This window comes from Acetivibrio mesophilus (assembly GCF_004102745.1).
GTDB lineage: Bacteria > Bacillota > Clostridia > Acetivibrionales > Acetivibrionaceae > Hungateiclostridium > Hungateiclostridium mesophilum.
On sequence record NZ_RLII01000021.1, the window covers coordinates 1 to 17,225 of the forward strand.

At 38.4% G+C, this 17,225-nt stretch carries 32 protein-coding genes and 1 rRNA gene; all 33 read left to right on the plus strand.

The features are described from left to right. Positions 1–7 precede the first annotated feature (7 nt). The 33 genes from rrf (at position 8) to EFD62_RS13195 (ending at position 17,184) form a co-directional block, all read left to right on the plus strand. Positions 8–124, plus strand: a 5S ribosomal RNA gene (rrf, locus tag EFD62_RS13035). Positions 125–708: 584 nt separating this feature from the next. Further along, complete coding sequence (gene rpsJ, locus EFD62_RS13040) at positions 709–1,020, plus strand: 30S ribosomal protein S10 (RefSeq protein WP_038289980.1); 312 nt, start codon at positions 709–711, stop codon at positions 1,018–1,020. A 90-nt stretch (positions 1,021–1,110) separates the two neighbouring features. Next, positions 1,111–1,749, plus strand: a complete 639-nt coding sequence (gene rplC, locus EFD62_RS13045; protein ID WP_069195011.1) for a 50S ribosomal protein L3 — start codon at positions 1,111–1,113, stop codon at positions 1,747–1,749. Between the two features lie 24 nt (positions 1,750–1,773). Then, positions 1,774–2,397, plus strand: coding sequence for a 50S ribosomal protein L4 (gene rplD / locus EFD62_RS13050; protein WP_069195010.1), 624 nt, complete (start codon positions 1,774–1,776; stop codon positions 2,395–2,397). Beyond that, entirely contained in the window at positions 2,397–2,750 is a 354-nt protein-coding gene (rplW, locus tag EFD62_RS13055) for a 50S ribosomal protein L23 (protein WP_069195009.1), read from the plus strand. The genes rplD and rplW overlap by 1 nt, the downstream gene beginning before the upstream one ends. A 43-nt stretch (positions 2,751–2,793) precedes the next feature. Next, entirely contained in the window at positions 2,794–3,621 is an 828-nt protein-coding gene (gene rplB / locus EFD62_RS13060; RefSeq protein WP_069195008.1) for a 50S ribosomal protein L2, read from the plus strand. 57 nt (positions 3,622–3,678) lie between these two features. Beyond that, the gene (rpsS, locus tag EFD62_RS13065) at positions 3,679–3,963 is read left to right on the plus strand and encodes a 30S ribosomal protein S19 (RefSeq protein ID WP_069195007.1); all 285 of its coding nucleotides are present in this window, start codon (positions 3,679–3,681) and stop codon (positions 3,961–3,963) included. A 30-nt stretch (positions 3,964–3,993) separates the two neighbouring features. Further along, complete coding sequence (gene rplV, locus EFD62_RS13070) at positions 3,994–4,470, plus strand: 50S ribosomal protein L22 (protein ID WP_083225179.1); 477 nt, start codon at positions 3,994–3,996, stop codon at positions 4,468–4,470. Positions 4,471–4,489: 19 nt separating this feature from the next. Continuing rightward, a complete protein-coding gene (gene rpsC, locus EFD62_RS13075; RefSeq protein ID WP_069195006.1) occupies positions 4,490–5,158 on the plus strand; it encodes a 30S ribosomal protein S3 in 669 nt (222 codons plus the stop codon). Further along, entirely contained in the window at positions 5,158–5,595 is a 438-nt protein-coding gene (gene rplP / locus EFD62_RS13080) for a 50S ribosomal protein L16 (protein WP_069195005.1), read from the plus strand. Before rpsC ends, rplP begins: the two co-directional genes overlap by 1 nt. Further along, entirely contained in the window at positions 5,585–5,788 is a 204-nt protein-coding gene (gene rpmC, locus EFD62_RS13085; RefSeq protein ID WP_069195004.1) for a 50S ribosomal protein L29, read from the plus strand. Before rplP ends, rpmC begins: the two co-directional genes overlap by 11 nt. A gap of 26 nt (positions 5,789–5,814) precedes the next feature. Beyond that, entirely contained in the window at positions 5,815–6,072 is a 258-nt protein-coding gene (gene rpsQ / locus EFD62_RS13090; protein WP_069195003.1) for a 30S ribosomal protein S17, read from the plus strand. A 24-nt stretch (positions 6,073–6,096) separates the two neighbouring features. Next, positions 6,097–6,465 (plus strand): 50S ribosomal protein L14, encoded by a 369-nt coding sequence (rplN, locus tag EFD62_RS13095; RefSeq protein WP_069195002.1) that lies wholly within the window; start codon positions 6,097–6,099, stop codon positions 6,463–6,465. Between the two features lie 18 nt (positions 6,466–6,483). Continuing rightward, a complete protein-coding gene (gene rplX, locus EFD62_RS13100) occupies positions 6,484–6,828 on the plus strand; it encodes a 50S ribosomal protein L24 (RefSeq protein ID WP_069195001.1) in 345 nt (114 codons plus the stop codon). A gap of 32 nt (positions 6,829–6,860) precedes the next feature. Next, positions 6,861–7,403 (plus strand): 50S ribosomal protein L5, encoded by a 543-nt coding sequence (rplE, locus tag EFD62_RS13105; RefSeq protein ID WP_069195000.1) that lies wholly within the window; start codon positions 6,861–6,863, stop codon positions 7,401–7,403. A gap of 16 nt (positions 7,404–7,419) precedes the next feature. Beyond that, complete coding sequence (locus EFD62_RS13110; RefSeq protein ID WP_069194999.1) at positions 7,420–7,605, plus strand: type Z 30S ribosomal protein S14; 186 nt, start codon at positions 7,420–7,422, stop codon at positions 7,603–7,605. Between the two features lie 26 nt (positions 7,606–7,631). After that, the gene (gene rpsH, locus EFD62_RS13115) at positions 7,632–8,030 is read left to right on the plus strand and encodes a 30S ribosomal protein S8 (protein ID WP_069194998.1); all 399 of its coding nucleotides are present in this window, start codon (positions 7,632–7,634) and stop codon (positions 8,028–8,030) included. 73 nt (positions 8,031–8,103) lie between these two features. After that, positions 8,104–8,655 (plus strand): 50S ribosomal protein L6, encoded by a 552-nt coding sequence (gene rplF / locus EFD62_RS13120; RefSeq protein WP_069194997.1) that lies wholly within the window; start codon positions 8,104–8,106, stop codon positions 8,653–8,655. Between the two features lie 15 nt (positions 8,656–8,670). Continuing rightward, positions 8,671–9,039, plus strand: coding sequence for a 50S ribosomal protein L18 (gene rplR, locus EFD62_RS13125; RefSeq protein ID WP_069194996.1), 369 nt, complete (start codon positions 8,671–8,673; stop codon positions 9,037–9,039). Between the two features lie 19 nt (positions 9,040–9,058). Next, positions 9,059–9,559, plus strand: a complete 501-nt coding sequence (gene rpsE, locus EFD62_RS13130; protein WP_069194995.1) for a 30S ribosomal protein S5 — start codon at positions 9,059–9,061, stop codon at positions 9,557–9,559. A gap of 12 nt (positions 9,560–9,571) precedes the next feature. Next, positions 9,572–9,751: a 50S ribosomal protein L30 gene (gene rpmD, locus EFD62_RS13135; RefSeq protein ID WP_069194994.1), complete on the plus strand. Its 180-nt coding sequence runs from the start codon at positions 9,572–9,574 to the stop codon at positions 9,749–9,751. 14 nt (positions 9,752–9,765) lie between these two features. Beyond that, on the plus strand, positions 9,766–10,206 hold the full coding sequence (gene rplO / locus EFD62_RS13140; protein WP_069194993.1) for a 50S ribosomal protein L15: 441 nt from the start codon (positions 9,766–9,768) through the stop codon (positions 10,204–10,206). 1 nt (position 10,207) lies between these two features. Further along, positions 10,208–11,491, plus strand: a complete 1,284-nt coding sequence (secY, locus tag EFD62_RS13145) for a preprotein translocase subunit SecY (protein ID WP_069194992.1) — start codon at positions 10,208–10,210, stop codon at positions 11,489–11,491. A gap of 65 nt (positions 11,492–11,556) precedes the next feature. Next, positions 11,557–12,210, plus strand: a complete 654-nt coding sequence (locus EFD62_RS13150) for an adenylate kinase (protein ID WP_069194991.1) — start codon at positions 11,557–11,559, stop codon at positions 12,208–12,210. Then, complete coding sequence (map, locus tag EFD62_RS13155; RefSeq protein WP_069194990.1) at positions 12,207–12,977, plus strand: type I methionyl aminopeptidase; 771 nt, start codon at positions 12,207–12,209, stop codon at positions 12,975–12,977. Before EFD62_RS13150 ends, map begins: the two co-directional genes overlap by 4 nt. Positions 12,978–13,004: 27 nt before the next feature. Then, on the plus strand, positions 13,005–13,286 hold the full coding sequence (locus tag EFD62_RS13160; RefSeq protein WP_069194989.1) for a KOW domain-containing RNA-binding protein: 282 nt from the start codon (positions 13,005–13,007) through the stop codon (positions 13,284–13,286). Positions 13,287–13,324: 38 nt separating this feature from the next. Beyond that, positions 13,325–13,543 carry a translation initiation factor IF-1 gene (infA, locus tag EFD62_RS13165; RefSeq protein WP_069194988.1) on the plus strand — a complete coding sequence of 73 codons (219 nt, stop codon included), beginning with the start codon at positions 13,325–13,327 and terminating at the stop codon, positions 13,541–13,543. Positions 13,544–13,562: 19 nt separating this feature from the next. Continuing rightward, a complete protein-coding gene (gene rpmJ / locus EFD62_RS13170) occupies positions 13,563–13,676 on the plus strand; it encodes a 50S ribosomal protein L36 (RefSeq protein ID WP_010246774.1) in 114 nt (37 codons plus the stop codon). A gap of 327 nt (positions 13,677–14,003) precedes the next feature. Further along, positions 14,004–14,375, plus strand: a complete 372-nt coding sequence (gene rpsM / locus EFD62_RS13175) for a 30S ribosomal protein S13 (protein WP_069194987.1) — start codon at positions 14,004–14,006, stop codon at positions 14,373–14,375. Between the two features lie 21 nt (positions 14,376–14,396). Continuing rightward, complete coding sequence (gene rpsK / locus EFD62_RS13180; protein ID WP_069194986.1) at positions 14,397–14,801, plus strand: 30S ribosomal protein S11; 405 nt, start codon at positions 14,397–14,399, stop codon at positions 14,799–14,801. A 53-nt stretch (positions 14,802–14,854) separates the two neighbouring features. Beyond that, entirely contained in the window at positions 14,855–15,481 is a 627-nt protein-coding gene (rpsD, locus tag EFD62_RS13185) for a 30S ribosomal protein S4 (protein WP_069194985.1), read from the plus strand. A 145-nt stretch (positions 15,482–15,626) separates the two neighbouring features. After that, positions 15,627–16,574 (plus strand): DNA-directed RNA polymerase subunit alpha, encoded by a 948-nt coding sequence (locus EFD62_RS13190; protein WP_069194984.1) that lies wholly within the window; start codon positions 15,627–15,629, stop codon positions 16,572–16,574. An 85-nt stretch (positions 16,575–16,659) separates the two neighbouring features. Beyond that, positions 16,660–17,184: a bL17 family ribosomal protein gene (locus EFD62_RS13195; protein ID WP_069194983.1), complete on the plus strand. Its 525-nt coding sequence runs from the start codon at positions 16,660–16,662 to the stop codon at positions 17,182–17,184. Positions 17,185–17,225: the final 41 nt, after the last annotated feature.

The following is a 17,225-nucleotide window of genomic DNA, read 5'->3' on the forward strand; positions in this document are numbered from 1 at the left end:
ACAATCTTCTGGTGGCTATGACGAGAAGGACACACCCGTTCCCATACCGAACACGGTAGTTAAGCTTCTCAGTGCCGATGATACTTGGATGGAGACGTCCCGGGAAAGTAGGTCGCTGCCAGATTTATATCAAAGTCCTATGGTTATCCCGTAGGGCTTTGTTGTGTTTTAGCCTCTTGGAATGAAATGAAAGAGGCTAAAGCGAAGGGACTCGATAGGGAAGTTTAAAGTAGTTTATGCTTCACCATATAAAGATGAATAAACTTGCTAGGATTTGGCCATATATATTTTTATCAAGTTTAATTAAGGAAATATTACAAATTGTGGAGGGTAATACTATAAATTTGTTGCATTTGATTTTACAATGAACTTTACAATTTAGAAAGAAAATAAAATTAAAAAAATACTTGAAAAATTACTTATCATGTAGTAAAATATTGAATGTTGTGGCGAGGCATACGATGAAGTGGGAGATTGCTGCTAAGTAAGATGCAGGTAACTTTCATGGAGAATGTCCGATTCTAGAAACCGGGCGACAAGTCACTGTACATTTTGCTATGCATATTAGTATGCATATGATTTGGATGAGTACAGCCCAGGCAAATATAAAGTTATATTCCTGGGTTTTAATATAACCTAATAGGAAACACCCGGCATAGTGTACAGAAATCTGCTTGTTGTACGTAACAATAATAAGGAGGATTATGTATGGCAAACAAACAAAAAATCAGAATCAGGTTGAAAGCATTTGATCATCAAGTTCTTGACCAATCGGCAGAAAAAATAGTTGAAACAGCCAAGAGGACAGGAGCTAAGGTGTCGGGGCCGGTGCCGTTACCTACTGAAAAGGAGATAATAACAATACTTAGAGCTCCGCATAAGTACAAAGATTCTCGTGAGCAGTTTGAAATGAGAACCCACAAGAGACTTATTGATATTCTGCTTCCTACACCAAAGACGGTAGACGCGTTAATGAGATTGGATTTGCCAGCAGGTGTAGATATTGAGATAAAATTATAATAGTATAGCAACTGTATAAAAGGTCATGTTCACATATTATGGATGAAGGCATCGCATGATGTGAACCAATAACCATAGGAGGGATAATAGATGAAAAAATTTATGCTTGGCAAAAAAGTAGGCATGACACAAATTTTTAATGAAGATGGATTGTTAATTCCTGTTACTGTTATAGAAGCAGGTCCAATAACGGTTATCCAGAAGAAAAATCCAGAAACAGATGGATATAATTCATTAAAAGTTGGATTTGGCGATGTTAAAGAAAAGAGATTGAATAAACCACAAAAGGGATTATTCTCAAAATTGGACATAGCGCCTAAAAAGTACATTAGGGAATTTAGAGTTGATGAGCCTGATAAATATGATGTAAAGCAAGAAATTAAAGTTGCAGACATGTTCCAAGATGGTGACAGAATAGATGTAACAGGAATTTCAAAAGGTAAAGGCTTTGCAGGTGTAATTAAAAGATATGGACATGCAAGAGGTAAGGAAACACATGGTTCCATGTATCATAGAAGAGTAGGTTCTATGGGAGCGAATACAAACCCTGCAAGAGTATTTAAAGGCAAGAAGTTACCGGGACATATGGGTGTAGATAGAGTAACAGTCCAGAATCTTGATGTTGTAAAGGTAGATGCTGAAAGAAACCTTCTGCTTGTAAAAGGAGCAGTACCGGGAGCTAAAGGCGGATTGTTGATAATAAAAGATACAGTAAAGTCCCGTAGATAAAAAAGAATGAAAGGAGGATTTAAAATGCCGAAAGTTGATGTATATGATATAAATGGTAAGGTTGTAGGTGACATAAATTTAAATGATGACATTTTCGGAATTGATATCAATAAAAGCGCTATTCATCAGGTTGTGGTGAATCAGCTGGCAAATAAGAGACAAGGTACTCAGTCAACAAAGACAAAAAGTGAAGTGCGCGGAGGAGGCAGAAAGCCTTGGAGACAGAAGGGTACTGGAAGAGCAAGACAAGGTAGTATTCGTTCTGCACAATGGATAAAAGGTGGAATAGCACTCGGACCAAAGCCAAGAAGCTACAGATATACGCTTCCTAAAAAGGTCAGAAGGCTCGCATTGAAGTCGGCGTTATCATCAAAGGTTAATGAAAACGAATTGCTTGTACTTGATAACTTAAGCTTCGATAAAATAAAGACAAAACAGATGGCAGATGTTTTAAAGAATCTCAAGATTGATCAAACTGCTGTACTGGTTCTGGCTGAGAAGAATGAAAATGTAGAATTATCGGCAAGAAATATTCCAGGTTTGAAGACTTTGTTTGTTAACACAATGAATGTGTATGACATAATGAAGCACAGCAAATTTATTATAACCAAGGATGCAGTATCAAAAGTTGAGGAGGTGTACGCATAATGAGAGCTGCTGAAGATATAATTAAAAGGCCGTATATTACTGAAAAAAGTAATGCTGAGATAGCAAACGGCAAGTACACCTTTATTGTAGATGTAAAAGCAACAAAAACTGAGATTAGACACGCAGTTGAAAAGTTGTTTCAGGTAAAGGTTCTTCAAGTAAACACAGTAAAGTATGAAGGAAAACAAAAGAGAATGGGAGTACATGAAGGTAACAGACCGGATTGGAAAAAGGCAGTTGTAAAGATTGATACAGATCCAAAACCGGTAACATATTTAACAGACGGTGGTAAAACAACCACTACAACCAAGAAGTATAAATCAAGCATTGAAGAATTTGGTGCTGCACAATAAGAAGATCTTACCAGCAGTAAGATAGATTAAGGAGTGAAAAGAAATGCCAGTTAAGAAGTATAATCCAACATCTCCTGCAACTAGGTTTATGTCTGTATCTACCTTTGAGGAGATAACTAAGAAAGAACCAGAAAAATCATTATTGGCACCCCTTAAGAAGACTGGCGGCAGGAACTCATATGGAAGGATCACGGTTCGCCACCATGGAGGGGGAGCAAGACAAAAATATAGAATAATTGACTTTAAGAGAGACAAGGATGGAATAAAATCAAAGGTTGCGGCTATAGAATATGACCCAAACAGAACTGCTTATATAGCACTTCTCAATTATGTTGACGGTGAAAAGAGATATATACTTGCTCCTGACGGATTGAAAGTTGGAGACATAGTAGAATCGGGCGAAAACGCTGATATTAAGCCGGGAAATGCATTGGCACTGGAGAATATCCCGGTAGGTACGGAAATCCATAATATTGAGTTGAAGCCGGGCAAAGGTGGGCAATTGGTTAGAGCAGCAGGAAATGTTGCACAGCTGATGGCAAAAGAAGGGGCATATGCTCAAGTAAGACTTCCTTCCGGTGAGGTAAGAATGGTAAGCATAAAGTGTAAAGCTACCATAGGTCAAGTAGGAAATGTTGAGAATGAGAATGTCTCAATAGGTAAGGCCGGAAGAAAGAGATGGATGGGAGTAAGGCCTACAGTTCGTGGTGTTGTAATGAATCCGGTTGATCACCCTCATGGTGGTGGTGAAGGTAAATCACCGATTGGTAGACCAAGTCCTGTAACTCCGTGGGGTAAACCGACATTGGGTTATAAGACAAGAAAGAAGAATAAAGCATCTGATAAGTTTATTGTTAAGAGAAGAAAATAATTTGTAATTGTTTTGTCAGAGGTTTTTAAGCGGTAAATGAAAGGAGGACACGGACAGATGAGTAGATCAGTAAAAAAGGGACCATTTGTAGATCCAAAGCTTCTTAAGAGAATAGAAGATATGAACACTAAAAACGAAAAGAAAGTGTTAAAAACATGGTCTAGAGCTTCTACAATATTTCCACAGATGGTAGGACATACAATTGCAGTACATGATGGAAGAAAGCATGTACCGATTTATATATCGGAAGAAATGGTTGGTCATAAGTTAGGAGAATTTGCGCCTACAAGGACTTACAAAGGACATGGTTCTCATACTGAAAGATCGTCAGGGTTAAGATAAAGTTAGGTTAACTGAAAGGAGGAGATCCGCTTGGCACAGGATGCAAAAGTAAAACAAGATAATCTTGAAGAAAATCAGAAAGCCATAGAAGCTTATAATGCTAAACATAGAAGATCAAAAAAGCCGGCTTTGCTTACTAAAAGCGAAAGAAAGAAGCTTGGAATTGGAAAAGACCAGGGCAAAGCTGTTGTAAGATATGCAAGAATATCTTCAAGGAAAGTAAAAATTGTATTGGATCTTATAAAAGGTAAGGGCATTGATGAAGCATACGGTATATTGAGATATACTCCAAAAGCTTCGTCAGATATATTGTATAAGTTGCTGAAATCTGCTGAATCAAATGCAACAAACAACAATGGACTTGATAGAGACAATCTTTATGTTGCTGAGGCATTTGCAAATCAGGGTCCTACATTGAAAAGAATAATGCCTAGGGCTAAAGGTAGTGCAGATAGAATTAGGAAAAGAACCAGTCATATTACTTTGGTAGTTAAGGAAAGAAGCTAAAAGAAAAGGAGGGTGGATAATGGGCCAAAAAGTTAATCCCCATGGATTAAGAATAGGAATTATTAAAGACTGGGATACAAAATGGTATGCTAGTAACAAGAATTTCAGCGAATTCTTGGTAGAAGATTTCAAAATAAGAAAGTTCATTAAGAATAAACTTTATACATCAGGTATTTCAAGAATTGAAATAGAAAGAGCTGCAAACAAAGTGAAGATTAATGTTAATGCTTCAAAACCTGGACTTGTAATAGGTAAGGGTGGAGCTGGTATTGAAGAGTTAAGAAAGCAGCTCGAAAAGATGACTCAAAAAAGTGTATTGATAAATATAACAGAGATAAAAGTACCGGAGCTTGATTCTCAGATTGTTGCTGAAAACATTGCTTCTCAGCTTGAGAAGAGAATATCTTTCAGAAGAGCAATGAAACAGGCAATGTCAAGAGCTATGAGACTTGGAGCTAAAGGAATAAAGACAGCCGTATCCGGACGTCTCGGTGGTGCTGAAATAGCTAGAACAGAGCATTATCATGAAGGAACAATTCCTCTCCAGACATTAAGAGCAGATGTTGACTATGGTTTTGCTGAAGCTAATACAACTTATGGAAAACTAGGCGTTAAGGTTTGGATATATAAAGGAGAAGTTCTTCCAGCTGTTAAGAAGGATAAGAAGCAGGAAGGAGGAGATAAGTAATGTTAATGCCTAAAAGGGTAAAACGTAGAAAGGTTCAGAGAGGAAGAATGAAAGGTGTAGCAACCAGAGGAAACAAGGTTGTTCATGGCGATTTCGGACTTCAGGCTCTTGAGCCAGCATGGATAACAAGTAATCAAATAGAAGCAGCCAGAATAGCAATGACGCGTTTTATAAAAAGAGGCGGAAAAGTTTGGATAAAAATATTTCCAGACAAGCCTGTAACTGAGAAACCTGCCGAAACTCGTATGGGAAGCGGTAAAGGTTCTCCTGAGTATTGGGTAGCTGTTGTTAAACCAGGAAGGGTAATGTTTGAAATTGCCGGTGTGTCGGAAGAAGTTGCAAGGGAAGCTCTAAGGCTTGCTATGCATAAACTTCCCATTAAGTGTAAATTTGTAACACGTGAAGATGAAATGGGTGGTGAAGCAAATGAAAGCTAAAGATATAAGAAATAAATCGCAAGAGGAATTGCAAAAGGAACTCGTAGAGTTGAAGTCAGAGCTTTTTAAGCTTAGGTTTCAGCACGCTACCAATCAACTTGAAAATCCTATGAAGTTAAAGGATGTTAAGAGATCCATTGCTCGTATAAAGACTATATTAAAGGAAAGAGAACTTAAGGGTATACAGGTTTGATATACCTTGAAAGGAGGTAGTTTTAGTTGGCTGACAGAGGATTGAGAAAAGTCAAAGTTGGTAAGGTTACCAGCGATAAGATGGATAAAACGATAGTTGTGTCTATAGAAAGCTCTGAAAAACACCCGCTTTATAAGAAGTTTGTTAAAAGAACTTATAAATTAAAGGCTCATGATGAAAATAATGAGTGCAAAATCGGTGATAAAGTCAAGGTTATGGAAACACGCCCACTTAGCAGGGATAAAAGGTGGAGACTCGTTGAGATTATTGAAAGAGCCCGTTAATGTTAGCTGAAAGGAGGTTCTATTATGATTCAGGTACAAACAACACTTAAGGTTGCCGACAATACCGGTGCAAAAAGACTTATGTGCATAAAGGTTCTTGGTGGATCTAAAAGAAAGTATGCAAACATTGGTGACGTTATAGTAGCTTCTGTTAAAGATGCAACACCCGGTGGCGTTGTTAAAAAAGGTGATGTTGTGAAATGTGTAATTGTCCGCTCTAAAAGAGGAGTTAGAAGAGCAGACGGTTCGTATATAAAGTTTGATGAAAATGCGGCAGTTTTGATCAAAGAGGATAAAAACCCAAGAGGAACTCGTATATTTGGGCCTGTTGCAAGAGAATTAAGGGATAAGGAATATATGAAGATATTGTCCCTCGCACCAGAAGTTTTATAAGGGAGGAGGCGGCTTAAATTGAATAACAAGGTTCATGTAAAAAAAGGAGATACTGTTGTACTTCTAACCGGAAAAAAGGAAGGAAAAAAGGGTAAAGTTTTAGATGTTAATCCTAAGGACGGAACTGTTATCGTTGAAGGAATGAATATTGTAAAGAAGCATAAAAAAGCAAGGTCACAATATCAACAAAGCGGCATAATCCAACAGGAAGCGCCCATACATGCTTCAAATGTTATGCTTGTTTGCCCGAAATGCGGAAAGCCAACAAAGGTTAGAAGACGAATTCTTGAAAATGGAGAAAAAGATAGAGAGTGCAAGAAATGTAACGCTACAATAGATGTAATAAAGGAAGCTAAAAAGTAATTGTGGCTCTCTAAGAAAGGAGGTAAATGTTGATGCCAAGATTAAAAGACAAATATAAAAATGAAGTTGTGCCAGCTTTACAGGCTAAATTTAAATATAAAAGTCCAATGCAAGTACCAAAGCTCGAGAAGATTGTCTTGAACATGGGTGTTGGTGATGTAAAGGAAAATGCCAAGGCTATGGATGCGGCAGTTAATGATATGGCACTGATAAGCGGACAAAAGCCCGTTGTAACAAAAGCCAAAAAATCTGTTGCTGCTTTTAAGCTAAGGCAAGGAATGAATATCGGTTGTAAAGTAACATTAAGAGGGGATAAGATGTACGAGTTTGCTGATAAACTCATAAACATTTCCCTTCCAAGAGTAAGAGACTTTAGAGGTGTACCTGTAAACTCTTTTGACGGAAGAGGAAATTATTCGATGGGTGTAAAGGAACAGCTTATATTCCCTGAAATTGATTATGATAAGATCGATAAGATAAGAGGGATGGATATAACATTTGTCACAACGGCAAATACCGATGAAGAGGCTAAAGAACTCCTCAAATTAATGGGAATGCCGTTTAGCCAAAGCTAAAAGGAGGGATTTTTGCGTGGCAAAAAAAGCTATGATTCTAAAACAGCAGAGAACACCTAAGTATAAGACAAGAGCATACAACAGATGTAAACTTTGTGGAAGGCCACATTCCTATATGAGAAAGTTCGGAATTTGTCGTTTATGCTTCAGAGAATTGGCTTATAAGGGTCAAATACCCGGTGTTCGTAAAGCAAGTTGGTAGGTATCTTGTGAAAGGAGGTTAAACATATGCAGGTAACGGACGTAATCGCAGATATGTTGACCAGAATAAGAAATGCTAGTTCTGCAAAACATGAAACTGTTGATATACCAGCTTCCAACATCAAAAGATCAATAGCAAACATATTGTTGGAAGAAGGTTATATAAAGGGCATAGAGGAAGTAAATGACGGTAAGCAGGGTGTAATAAGAATAAAATTAAAATATACAAACAACAAGCAAAACGTTATTTCAGGCTTAAAGAGAATCAGCAAACCGGGACTTAGGGTATATGCTGGAAAGAGTGAAATACCTAAAGTGCTTGGAGGCCTTGGAATTGCAATAATTTCTACGTCAAAGGGAATCATGACAGATAAGAAGGCAAGAGCGGAAGGCGTTGGCGGAGAAGTTATAGCGTTTGTATGGTAAAGTAAAAAGTTTCTGAAAAGAGTTTAGGGAAAAGTAACTTAAACTCTCAATGTTAAGGACTGGAGGTGCCACAATGTCAAGAATAGGAAGATTGCCGATAGCAGTTCCAAAGGGTGTTGATGTTAAGTTAGGAGATAACAATACTTTGACTGTTAAAGGACAAAAAGGAACTTTGTCAAAACAGTTCCACAAAGACATGATTATTAAGGTTGAAGGCAGTAACGTTTTAGTTCAAAGGCCTTCTGATGAAAAAATGCACAAAGCTTTGCATGGTCTAACCAGAACTCTTATAAACAACATGGTTGTTGGAGTTACTGAGGGATATGAAAAAGCTTTAGAAATAAATGGTGTGGGATACAGAGCACAGAAACAGGGAAAAAAGCTGGTGCTGACTCTTGGATATTCCCATCCCGTTGAGATGGAAGAGCCTCAGGGTATAACCGTGGAAGTGCCTGCTCCTAACAAAATAGTTGTCAAAGGTATCGATAAGCAGGCTGTTGGTGAATTCGCTGCAAAGATTAGAAGCAAGAGAGAGCCTGAGGTTTATAAAGGAAAAGGTATTAAGTATGAGAATGAAATTATAAGACGCAAAGAAGGTAAAACAGGCGGCAAAGGTAAGAAATAGGAGGGAGTGAAATAAATGATAAAAAAACCCGGATCAAATGTTGCCAGAGTTAGAAAGCATGCGAGAGTAAGGAAAAAGGTTGTCGGTACAGCAGAACGTCCACGCTTGAATGTATACAGAAGCTTAACAAATATCTATGCTCAGGTGATTGATGATACAGCTGGAAAAACTCTTGTTTCTGCTTCGTCGCTTGACAAGGACATAAAAAGCAAGTTAGGCTATTGCGGAAACAAGGAAGCTGCCAGAGAAGTTGGCAAGCTTGTTGCTAAAAAAGCCTTGGCCAGCGGTATAAAGAGTGTTGTATTCGACAGAGGTGGATATATATATCACGGACGAATCCAGGAACTTGCTGAAGGTGCAAGGGAAGCAGGTTTAGAGTTTTAATAGAAGGAGGGAGAAAAATTTGCAACGTATAGATGCCAGTGTTTTGGATCTTAAAGAGAAAGTAGTAAATATCGGGCGTGTAACCAAGGTTGTTAAAGGTGGTAGAAATTTCCGTTTCAGTGCCCTTGTTGTTGTAGGAGACGAAAATGGCCATGTTGGCAGCGGTATGGGTAAGGCTGCAGAAATACCTGATGCAATAAGAAAAGGTATAGAAGACGCCAAAAAGAATCTTATAAAGGTTCCATTAGTTGATACTACAATTCCTCATGAGGTTATTGGGGAATTTGGAGCAGGAAAGGTACTTCTTAAACCGGCTGGAGCCGGTACTGGAGTTATAGCTGGAGGTCCGGTTAGAGCGGTTCTGGAATTAGCAGGTATTAAAGATATCAGGACTAAGTCCTTAGGGACAAATAACCCTATAAATATGGTTAACGCAACTATTGAAGGTCTCTCTCAGCTAAAGACTGTAGAAGAAGTGGCTAAGCTTCGTAATAAAACTGTTGAAGAAGTATTAGGTTAGGAGGGAACTCTAGTGGCAAAGCTAAAAATAACTTTGGTTAAGAGTACCAATAAATTAAAAGAGGCACAGGCGGCAACGGTTAAAGCCTTAGGTTTAAGGAAAATCGGCGCCTGTGTTGAACAGCAGGATAACCCTCAGATTAGAGGTATGATTAAGAAAGTTGAACATGTTTTATCAGTAGAAGAAATATAAAGGAGGTGTAATCCATGAAGTTGTTTGAATTACAACCTGCTCCAGGCTCAGCGAGAATGCCTAAAAGAAAAGGCAGAGGACACGGAACCGGTAATGGAAAAACGGCTGGTAGAGGACATAAAGGTCAGAATTCACGTGCCGGAGGCGGTGTAAGACCCGGATTTGAAGGTGGACAGATGCCTCTCTACAGAAGGGTTCCAAAGAGGGGATTCAATAATATATTTGCAAAAGTATATGCTGAAGTTAATGTGTCGGATTTAAATGCGTTTGATAATGGAACAGTAGTAACCCAGGAGCTCTTGAAAGAAAAGGGCATTATTAAGAAGATAAATGATGGTGTAGCAATCTTAGGTAATGGCGATCTAACAAAAAAGCTTACTGTTAAGGCAGCAAGATTTACTAAGACGGCTTCAGAAAAAATTGAGGCTGCGGGAGGAAAGGTCGAGGTGATATAATATGGGGTTGTTTACGACTGTAAGAAACGCCTGGAAGATAGCTGACTTGAGAAAAAAGATGTTTTTTACTTTACTGATGATAGTCATATTCAGGTTAGGTTCTTTTATACCGGTGCCTGGCTTGAATCCTGATGTACTGAAAGGTATGATAGGTCAAGGAACAATCTTCGGCTTTGTTAATATTTTGTCTGGTGGAGCGTTTGAGAAAGCAACAATCTTCGCCATGAGTATTTCACCTTATATTAATGCTTCGATCATTATACAGCTTTTAACAGTAGCAATTCCTAAACTTGAAGCTCTTGCGAAAGAAGGAGAAGAAGGTAGGAAGATTATAGCACAGTATACAAGATATGGAGCGGTTATCCTCGGATTCCTCCAAGCAACAGCATTTTACTTTGGATTAGGTGAGGCTGTAAATGAAAGAAATATATTGTCATTCATTACAATAGCTTTTTCGTTTACAGCAGGTACAGCTTTCCTGATGTGGCTCGGTGAACAAATCACAGAATATGGCATAGGAAACGGAATATCCTTGATAATCTTTGCTGGTATTGTATCAAGAGGACCTTCGGGAGTAGCATATCTGTATAGTCAGTTCAAGTTAGAGAAATTAGGAAAGGGCTTCTTCGGAGTTCTTGGTTTAGTAGGTGTATTGTGTTTATTTGTAGCTATTATAGCTGCAGTTGTATGGGTTACTGAGGCTGAAAGGCGTATACCTGTACAATATGCAAAACGTGTTGTTGGAAGGAAAATGTATGGTGGGCAGAGCACTCATATTCCAATAAAAGTAAATATGGCGGGAGTTTTGCCTATTATATTTGCAACATCCTTTGTTGCATTGCCTGCAACAGTAGTAGGGTTTTTCTTCCCGAACTCGACCCATCCTGTAGCTGAGTACTTTAGAGGCTTCCAGAGCAGGATTGAAATTTCAATTTTGTCCGGTCTGCTAATTATGTTCTTTACGTTTTTCTATACATTTATTCAGTTCAACCCTGTTGAACTTTCAAACAACCTTAAGAAAAACGGTGGATTTATACCGGGAATAAGACCGGGAAAACCAACATCTGATTATATTTATAAGGTAATCAGCAGAATAACTTGGTTTTCTGCTTTGTTCCTTGCTGTGATTCAAATATTCCCTTCGATATTGCAGGCGATAACTGGAATCAGCGGAATATGGTTTGCAGGAACCAGTGTACTTATTCTTGTTGGTGTTGCCCTAGAAACAGTGAAGCAGATTGAGTCACAAATGTTAATGAGACATTACAAAGGATTCTTAGAATAATACATTGCAAATTGGAATACGCTTAGAATTGGTAACTGATTGGTAGCAGGTGAGGGGGATGATTTATGAGACTTATTCTGCTTGGAGCACCTGGCGCAGGAAAAGGAACGCAGGCAGTTGTTATATCAGAAAAGTATAGTGTACCGCATATATCGACGGGAGATATGTTCCGCTCAAATATAAAAAACGGTACAGAGCTTGGTAAAAAGGCTAAGGAATATATCGATAAAGGGTTACTGGTCCCGGATGAATTGACTGTGGACATCGTTAAAGACAGAATTGCCCAACCTGACTGCAAAGGTGGCTTTATACTGGACGGTTTTCCTAGAACAATATATCAAGCAGAGAAGCTTGACGAAATTCTGAAAGACCTGGCTATTGAATTGGACTATGCTTTAAATATACATGTTCCTGATGAAGAAATAATCAAGAGAATGTCAGGACGTAGGGTCTGTTCAAAATGTGGCATGAGCTACCATATACTATATAATCAGCCGAAAGAGAAAGATCTTTGCGACAGCTGCAACAGTGAATTGATTCAAAGAGAGGATGACAAAGAAGAAACAGTCATCCAAAGGTTGAGCACTTATCATAAGCAGACGGAACCTCTAATTGAGTATTATGAGAAGAAGGGTAAACTTTTATTGGTACATGGACAGGACAGTGTGGATGATACAAAAAAAGAGGTTTTAAATGCTTTGAGTGGAGCTAAATTATGATATCAATTAAATCAAAAAGAGAAATTGAATTAATGAAGAAAGCTGGCGAAATAGTTGCATTAGCCCTTAAAAATGTTGAGGAAGCCGTTAAACCCGGTGTTTCCACTATAGAACTTGATAGAATTGCAGAAGAGACTATCAGGAAGTGTGGAGCTATTCCATCTTTTAAGGGCTATAAGGCAGCTTTCAAGAATGTTGCAGACTTTCCTGGAAGCATATGTGCTTCAGTAAATAATGAAGTTGTTCACGGGATACCGGGTTTAAGAGTGCTTAAAGATGGCGATATTATTAGTGTCGACATTGGTGCTTATATAAACGGCTTTCATGGTGATGCTGCCAGGACCTTTGCTGTAGGGCAGATTTCCAATGAAGCCCAGAGGCTGATTGATGTTACGAAAGAAAGCTTTTTTAAGGGAATTGAGAAAGCGGTTAAGGGTAACAGAATAATTGATATTTCCGGCGCTGTGGAAGACTATGTAGTGGAGAATGGTTTTTCAGTTGTTCGCGAGTTTGTAGGTCACGGTATAGGAAGAGAAATGCATGAAGAACCCCAGATACCGAACTATAGATGCAGCGGACAAAGAAGCAGGCTGGAAGTTGGTATGACACTAGCCATAGAACCTATGGTGAACGAAGGAACGCATATGGTTAAGATACTCCAAAACGGATGGACAGTCATAACAGCAGACGGTAAACTTTCAGCCCATTATGAGAACACGATAGCGATAACGGAAAACGAACCTATAATTTTGACCATGCTAAGTTAGGGTATGAAAAAGAACAGAGGTGAGTTGATGAAAGTTAGCGTGGGGCAGGTAGTTTACTCAAAAGCCGGGCGGGATGCCGGACGTAAACTTGTCGTCATCGGCATAATAAATGATAACAGCGTATTGGTATCAGATGGTGACCTTAGGAGAGTAGAAAAGCCAAAGACTAAGAAGATAAAGCACCTGACAATTACCGAAAAAGTTATACTACCTTTAAGTGATAAATTTGAAAATGGAATTAGAGTTTCAAATTCGGAAATTCGAAAAGCATTGGCCGAAATCGGTGATGCGGAAGTTGAATTTAATTGAAATAAAGGGTTTGGTATCAGAAGTAAGGAGGATTTGACTTGTCTAAGGAAGATGTTATTGAAGTAGAAGGTAGAGTTGTAGAAGCATTGCCAAACGCAATGTTTGAAGTGGAATTGGATAACGGACATAAAATACTGGCCCACATATCCGGTAAACTCAGGATGAATTTTATAAGGATTTTACCAGGGGATAAGGTTACAGTTGAACTATCTCCTTATGATCTGACCCGGGGTAGGATAACATGGAGGGCTAAGTAATTTAAGGAGGGAAAAAGAAATGAAAGTAAAACCATCTGTAAAGGTTATTTGCGAAAAATGCAAGATAATCAGAAGAAAAGGAAGGGTAATGGTAATTTGCCAGAATCCTAAACATAAACAAAGGCAGGGCTAAAAAATTTTAAAGATGACAGTTGACAATGGACAGTAGTTTGCCTATTATTAAATAGTTACAGTTGTTTTTTTATTGAATAATGGGATTGGATTACATTGACGGTATAATATATTAAGATAAATGTAATTCTATAAGCTTTGAATTCTATGGCAACTGTCTTTTGTCAACTGTCATCTAGCACAGTTTTACATTAAAAATAACATACAGGAGCGGCTGTATGATTGTATGTATTATTTATATGCCTACAATCATAACCTGGATTGTTTATTTTATAAATAAAAAAATATGTGAAGAATTTATAGTAATTTATTGGAGGTGTAAAGAAAGATGGCACGTATTGCCGGAGTCGATTTACCCAGAGAAAAAAGGGTAGAAATCGGGTTAACCTACATCTATGGAATTGGCAGAACTTTGTCAAATCAGATTTTACAGAAGACTGGTATTAACCCCGATACAAGAGTTAGAGATCTGACCGATGATGAAATCAACAAGCTAAGGGAAACAATAGATAAAGAATATAAGGTTGAAGGTGATTTGAGAAGAGAAATTGCCCTCAACATTAAAAGGTTAATGGAAATTGGATGCTACAGAGGTAGAAGACATAGAATGGGTCTTCCGGTTCGCGGTCAAAGAACCAAGACCAATGCAAGGACAAGAAAAGGTCCGAAGAGAACTGTTGGAGCTCAAAGAAAGAAATAGTAAAAGGAGGTATGGGATCAAATGGCTAGTAAAGCAACTAGTGGCAAGAGAACTACTAGAAAAAGAAGAGAGCGTAAAAATATTGAACGTGGAGCAGCACATATACGTTCAACATTTAATAATACAATAGTCACATTAACTGACGTGTCAGGAAATGCCCTTTCCTGGTCAAGCGCCGGAAGCTTAGGCTTCAGAGGCTCAAGAAAGAGTACGCCTTTTGCGGCTCAAATGGCTGCAGAGACTGCAGCTAAAGGAGCTATGGAGCATGGCCTCAAAACTGTTGAGGTTTATGTAAAAGGTCCTGGATCCGGCAGAGAAGCTGCAATAAGGGCACTGCAGGCAGCAGGTCTTGAAGTTAGTCTTATTAAAGATGTGACTCCTATTCCTCACAATGGCTGCAGGCCACCTAAGAGAAGAAGAGTATAATAGACGAGATTAAATATAAAGTTTTAATATTTTCGTTGGAGGTGTAAAACTAAATGGCAAGATATACCGACGCATCTTGCAGACTCTGCCGCAGGGAGGGTGAAAAACTCTACCTCAAGGGTGAAAGATGCACTACAAATAAATGCTCGGTTTCCAGGAGAGGATATGCTCCAGGACAACACGGCCAAAACAAAAAGAAATTGTCAGAATATGGTCTCCAGCTTCGTGAAAAGCAAAAGGCCAGAAGATACTATGGAGTTCTTGAAAGCCAGTTCAGAAAGTACTTTGATATGGCTGTTAAAAAGAAAGGAATAACAGGTGAGAACCTTCTTCAGATTCTCGAGCTGAGACTGGATAATGTTGTTTACAGAATGGGTCTTGCAGCTTCAAGGCCTGAAGCAAGACAGCTGGTAAGACATGGTCATTTTAATGTTAACGGAAAAAGAGTAAATATTCCATCATATCTTATAAAGCTTGGAGATGTAATCGCATTAAACGAAAAGAGCAAAAGCTCACCGAAGATGAAGGACAATAAAGAACTTGCAGCTTCAAAGCCAAGTCCGCAGTGGCTGGAATATGATGCAGAAGAGATGTCCGCAAAGGTAGTAGCTCTTCCGGCAAGAGAAGATATTGACCTTCCACTTAAGGAAAGTCTCATAGTTGAGTTGTACTCCAAGTAATAAAGAGGTTTGAGTGTATATTTCTGGTTCAGCAACTGAGGATTCTAACAATAGAGATGAAGGTTTAATTATAGTTAAATTGAGAGATAAAGAACTTTGAATCAGTTGCCCTCAAAAAATATAATAGTTCAAAGGAGGGTTTTTGATGATAGAAATTGAAAAGCCGAAGATAGAATGTATAATATCTAGTGAAGACAACAAATATGGGAAATTTGTAGTAGAACCGTTGGAAAGAGGATATGGTATCACTCTTGGTAATTCACTAAGAAGAATATTGCTTTCATCTTTGCCCGGTGTAGCTGTAACCTCAATCAAGATAGATGGCGTACTGCACGAGTTTTCAACAATACCTGGTGTAGTTGAGGATGTAACCGAAATAATCCTTAATATTAAAGAGCTATCGTTAAATCTTCACAGTGACGGACCAAAGGTTGTATATATTGATGCTGAGGGAGAAGGAGAGATAAAGGCATCGGATATTAAAGCAGATTCTGATGTTGAAATTCTTAATCCGGACCATAAGATTGCGACATTGAGCGGTGAGCACAGACTATATATGGAGTTAACCATTGATAGAGGCAGAGGATATGTATCAGCCGACAAGAATAAGCATCCCGGTCAGCCAATAGGGGTTATACCTGTTGATTCAATTTTTACGCCGGTAAATAAGGTTAACTATACAGTGGAGAACACGCGTGTCGGTCAGGTTACAGACTATGATAAGCTGACTTTGGAAGTTTGGACAAATGGAAGTATTAAACCGGATGAGGCAATCAGTCTGGGCGCAAAAATAATGAGTGAGCATCTCAACTTATTTATTGACCTGTCTGATAATGCTAAAAATGCTGAGATAATGGTTGAAAAGGAAGAGACCAAAAAGGAAAAAGTCCTTGAAATGACCATTGAAGAGCTTGATCTGTCCGTAAGATCCTACAACTGCTTGAAGAGAGCCGGAATAAATACTGTTGAAGATCTTACAAACAGAACTGAGGAAGACATGATGAAGGTTAGAAATCTTGGAAGAAAGTCTCTTGAGGAAGTTCTGAACAAGTTAAAAGGTTTGGGATTATCATTAGCTCCAAGTGAAGACTAACCATGAATAAATTAAATAACGAGTATGTCTATGATTAGGGCCTTTTGGTCTGATCATAGCAGACTTAAGCAAAGGAGGTATAAGAATGCCAGCACAAAGGAAACTCGGACGTGCTACCGACCAGAGAAAAGTGATTTTGAAGGGTCTTGTAACGTCTTTATTCCAAAATGGTAAAATCGAAACGACTGAAGCGAGAGCTAAGGAAGTTAAGAATATAGCAGAAAAGCTTATTGCAATAGCTGTTAAGGAATGTGACAACTTCACATCAAAGCAGGTAAAAGTCAGTGCAGTTAGGCTGGATTCAAAGGGTAACAAGATTACAAATACTAAAAAGTCTAAAAACGGTAATGAGTATCTTGTTGTAGAAAGAGAAGTAAAGACTGATATGCAAAGAGTTGACAATCCTTCAAGACTTCATGCAAGAAGGAAAGTAATGAACTGGTTGTATAAAGTCAAAGATGCTGAAGGTAATTCAATCAATCTTGCAAATAAGCTGTTTGATGAGATCGCGCCTAAGTACAAGGATGTAAATGGTGGATATACAAGAATCTACAAAATTGGTCCAAGAAAAGGCGATGCTGCAGAGATGGTTATTCTGCAATTGGTTTAATATTAAATGAAGCTATATAATTAACGGGGATTGGGTGATAC

What these genes read in the sequence shown, in the direction of transcription:
- rplO (WP_069194993.1), top strand. Translation starts at nt 9,766, where the DNA reads ATGAAGTTGTTTGAATTACAACCTGCTCCAGGCTCAGCGAGAATGCCT.
- map (WP_069194990.1), top strand. Translation starts at nt 12,207, where the DNA reads ATGATATCAATTAAATCAAAAAGAGAAATTGAATTAATGAAGAAAGCT.
- EFD62_RS13195 (WP_069194983.1), top strand. Translation starts at nt 16,660, where the DNA reads ATGCCAGCACAAAGGAAACTCGGACGTGCTACCGACCAGAGAAAAGTG.
- rpsC (WP_069195006.1), top strand. Translation starts at nt 4,490, where the DNA reads ATGGGCCAAAAAGTTAATCCCCATGGATTAAGAATAGGAATTATTAAA.
- secY (WP_069194992.1), top strand. Translation starts at nt 10,208, where the DNA reads ATGGGGTTGTTTACGACTGTAAGAAACGCCTGGAAGATAGCTGACTTG.
- rplN (WP_069195002.1), top strand. Translation starts at nt 6,097, where the DNA reads ATGATTCAGGTACAAACAACACTTAAGGTTGCCGACAATACCGGTGCA.
- rpsK (WP_069194986.1), top strand. Translation starts at nt 14,397, where the DNA reads ATGGCTAGTAAAGCAACTAGTGGCAAGAGAACTACTAGAAAAAGAAGA.
- rpsD (WP_069194985.1), top strand. Translation starts at nt 14,855, where the DNA reads ATGGCAAGATATACCGACGCATCTTGCAGACTCTGCCGCAGGGAGGGT.
- rpsM (WP_069194987.1), top strand. Translation starts at nt 14,004, where the DNA reads ATGGCACGTATTGCCGGAGTCGATTTACCCAGAGAAAAAAGGGTAGAA.
- rplP (WP_069195005.1), top strand. Translation starts at nt 5,158, where the DNA reads ATGTTAATGCCTAAAAGGGTAAAACGTAGAAAGGTTCAGAGAGGAAGA.
- rpsH (WP_069194998.1), top strand. Translation starts at nt 7,632, where the DNA reads ATGCAGGTAACGGACGTAATCGCAGATATGTTGACCAGAATAAGAAAT.
- rplC (WP_069195011.1), top strand. Translation starts at nt 1,111, where the DNA reads ATGAAAAAATTTATGCTTGGCAAAAAAGTAGGCATGACACAAATTTTT.
- EFD62_RS13190 (WP_069194984.1), top strand. Translation starts at nt 15,627, where the DNA reads ATGATAGAAATTGAAAAGCCGAAGATAGAATGTATAATATCTAGTGAA.
- rpmJ (WP_010246774.1), top strand. Translation starts at nt 13,563, where the DNA reads ATGAAAGTAAAACCATCTGTAAAGGTTATTTGCGAAAAATGCAAGATA.
- rpsS (WP_069195007.1), top strand. Translation starts at nt 3,679, where the DNA reads ATGAGTAGATCAGTAAAAAAGGGACCATTTGTAGATCCAAAGCTTCTT.
- rplR (WP_069194996.1), top strand. Translation starts at nt 8,671, where the DNA reads ATGATAAAAAAACCCGGATCAAATGTTGCCAGAGTTAGAAAGCATGCG.
- rplF (WP_069194997.1), top strand. Translation starts at nt 8,104, where the DNA reads ATGTCAAGAATAGGAAGATTGCCGATAGCAGTTCCAAAGGGTGTTGAT.
- rpsJ (WP_038289980.1), top strand. Translation starts at nt 709, where the DNA reads ATGGCAAACAAACAAAAAATCAGAATCAGGTTGAAAGCATTTGATCAT.
- rplB (WP_069195008.1), top strand. Translation starts at nt 2,794, where the DNA reads ATGCCAGTTAAGAAGTATAATCCAACATCTCCTGCAACTAGGTTTATG.
- rpmC (WP_069195004.1), top strand. Translation starts at nt 5,585, where the DNA reads ATGAAAGCTAAAGATATAAGAAATAAATCGCAAGAGGAATTGCAAAAG.
- rplD (WP_069195010.1), top strand. Translation starts at nt 1,774, where the DNA reads ATGCCGAAAGTTGATGTATATGATATAAATGGTAAGGTTGTAGGTGAC.
- rplW (WP_069195009.1), top strand. Translation starts at nt 2,397, where the DNA reads ATGAGAGCTGCTGAAGATATAATTAAAAGGCCGTATATTACTGAAAAA.
- rplE (WP_069195000.1), top strand. Translation starts at nt 6,861, where the DNA reads ATGCCAAGATTAAAAGACAAATATAAAAATGAAGTTGTGCCAGCTTTA.
- EFD62_RS13150 (WP_069194991.1), top strand. Translation starts at nt 11,557, where the DNA reads ATGAGACTTATTCTGCTTGGAGCACCTGGCGCAGGAAAAGGAACGCAG.
- EFD62_RS13160 (WP_069194989.1), top strand. Translation starts at nt 13,005, where the DNA reads ATGAAAGTTAGCGTGGGGCAGGTAGTTTACTCAAAAGCCGGGCGGGAT.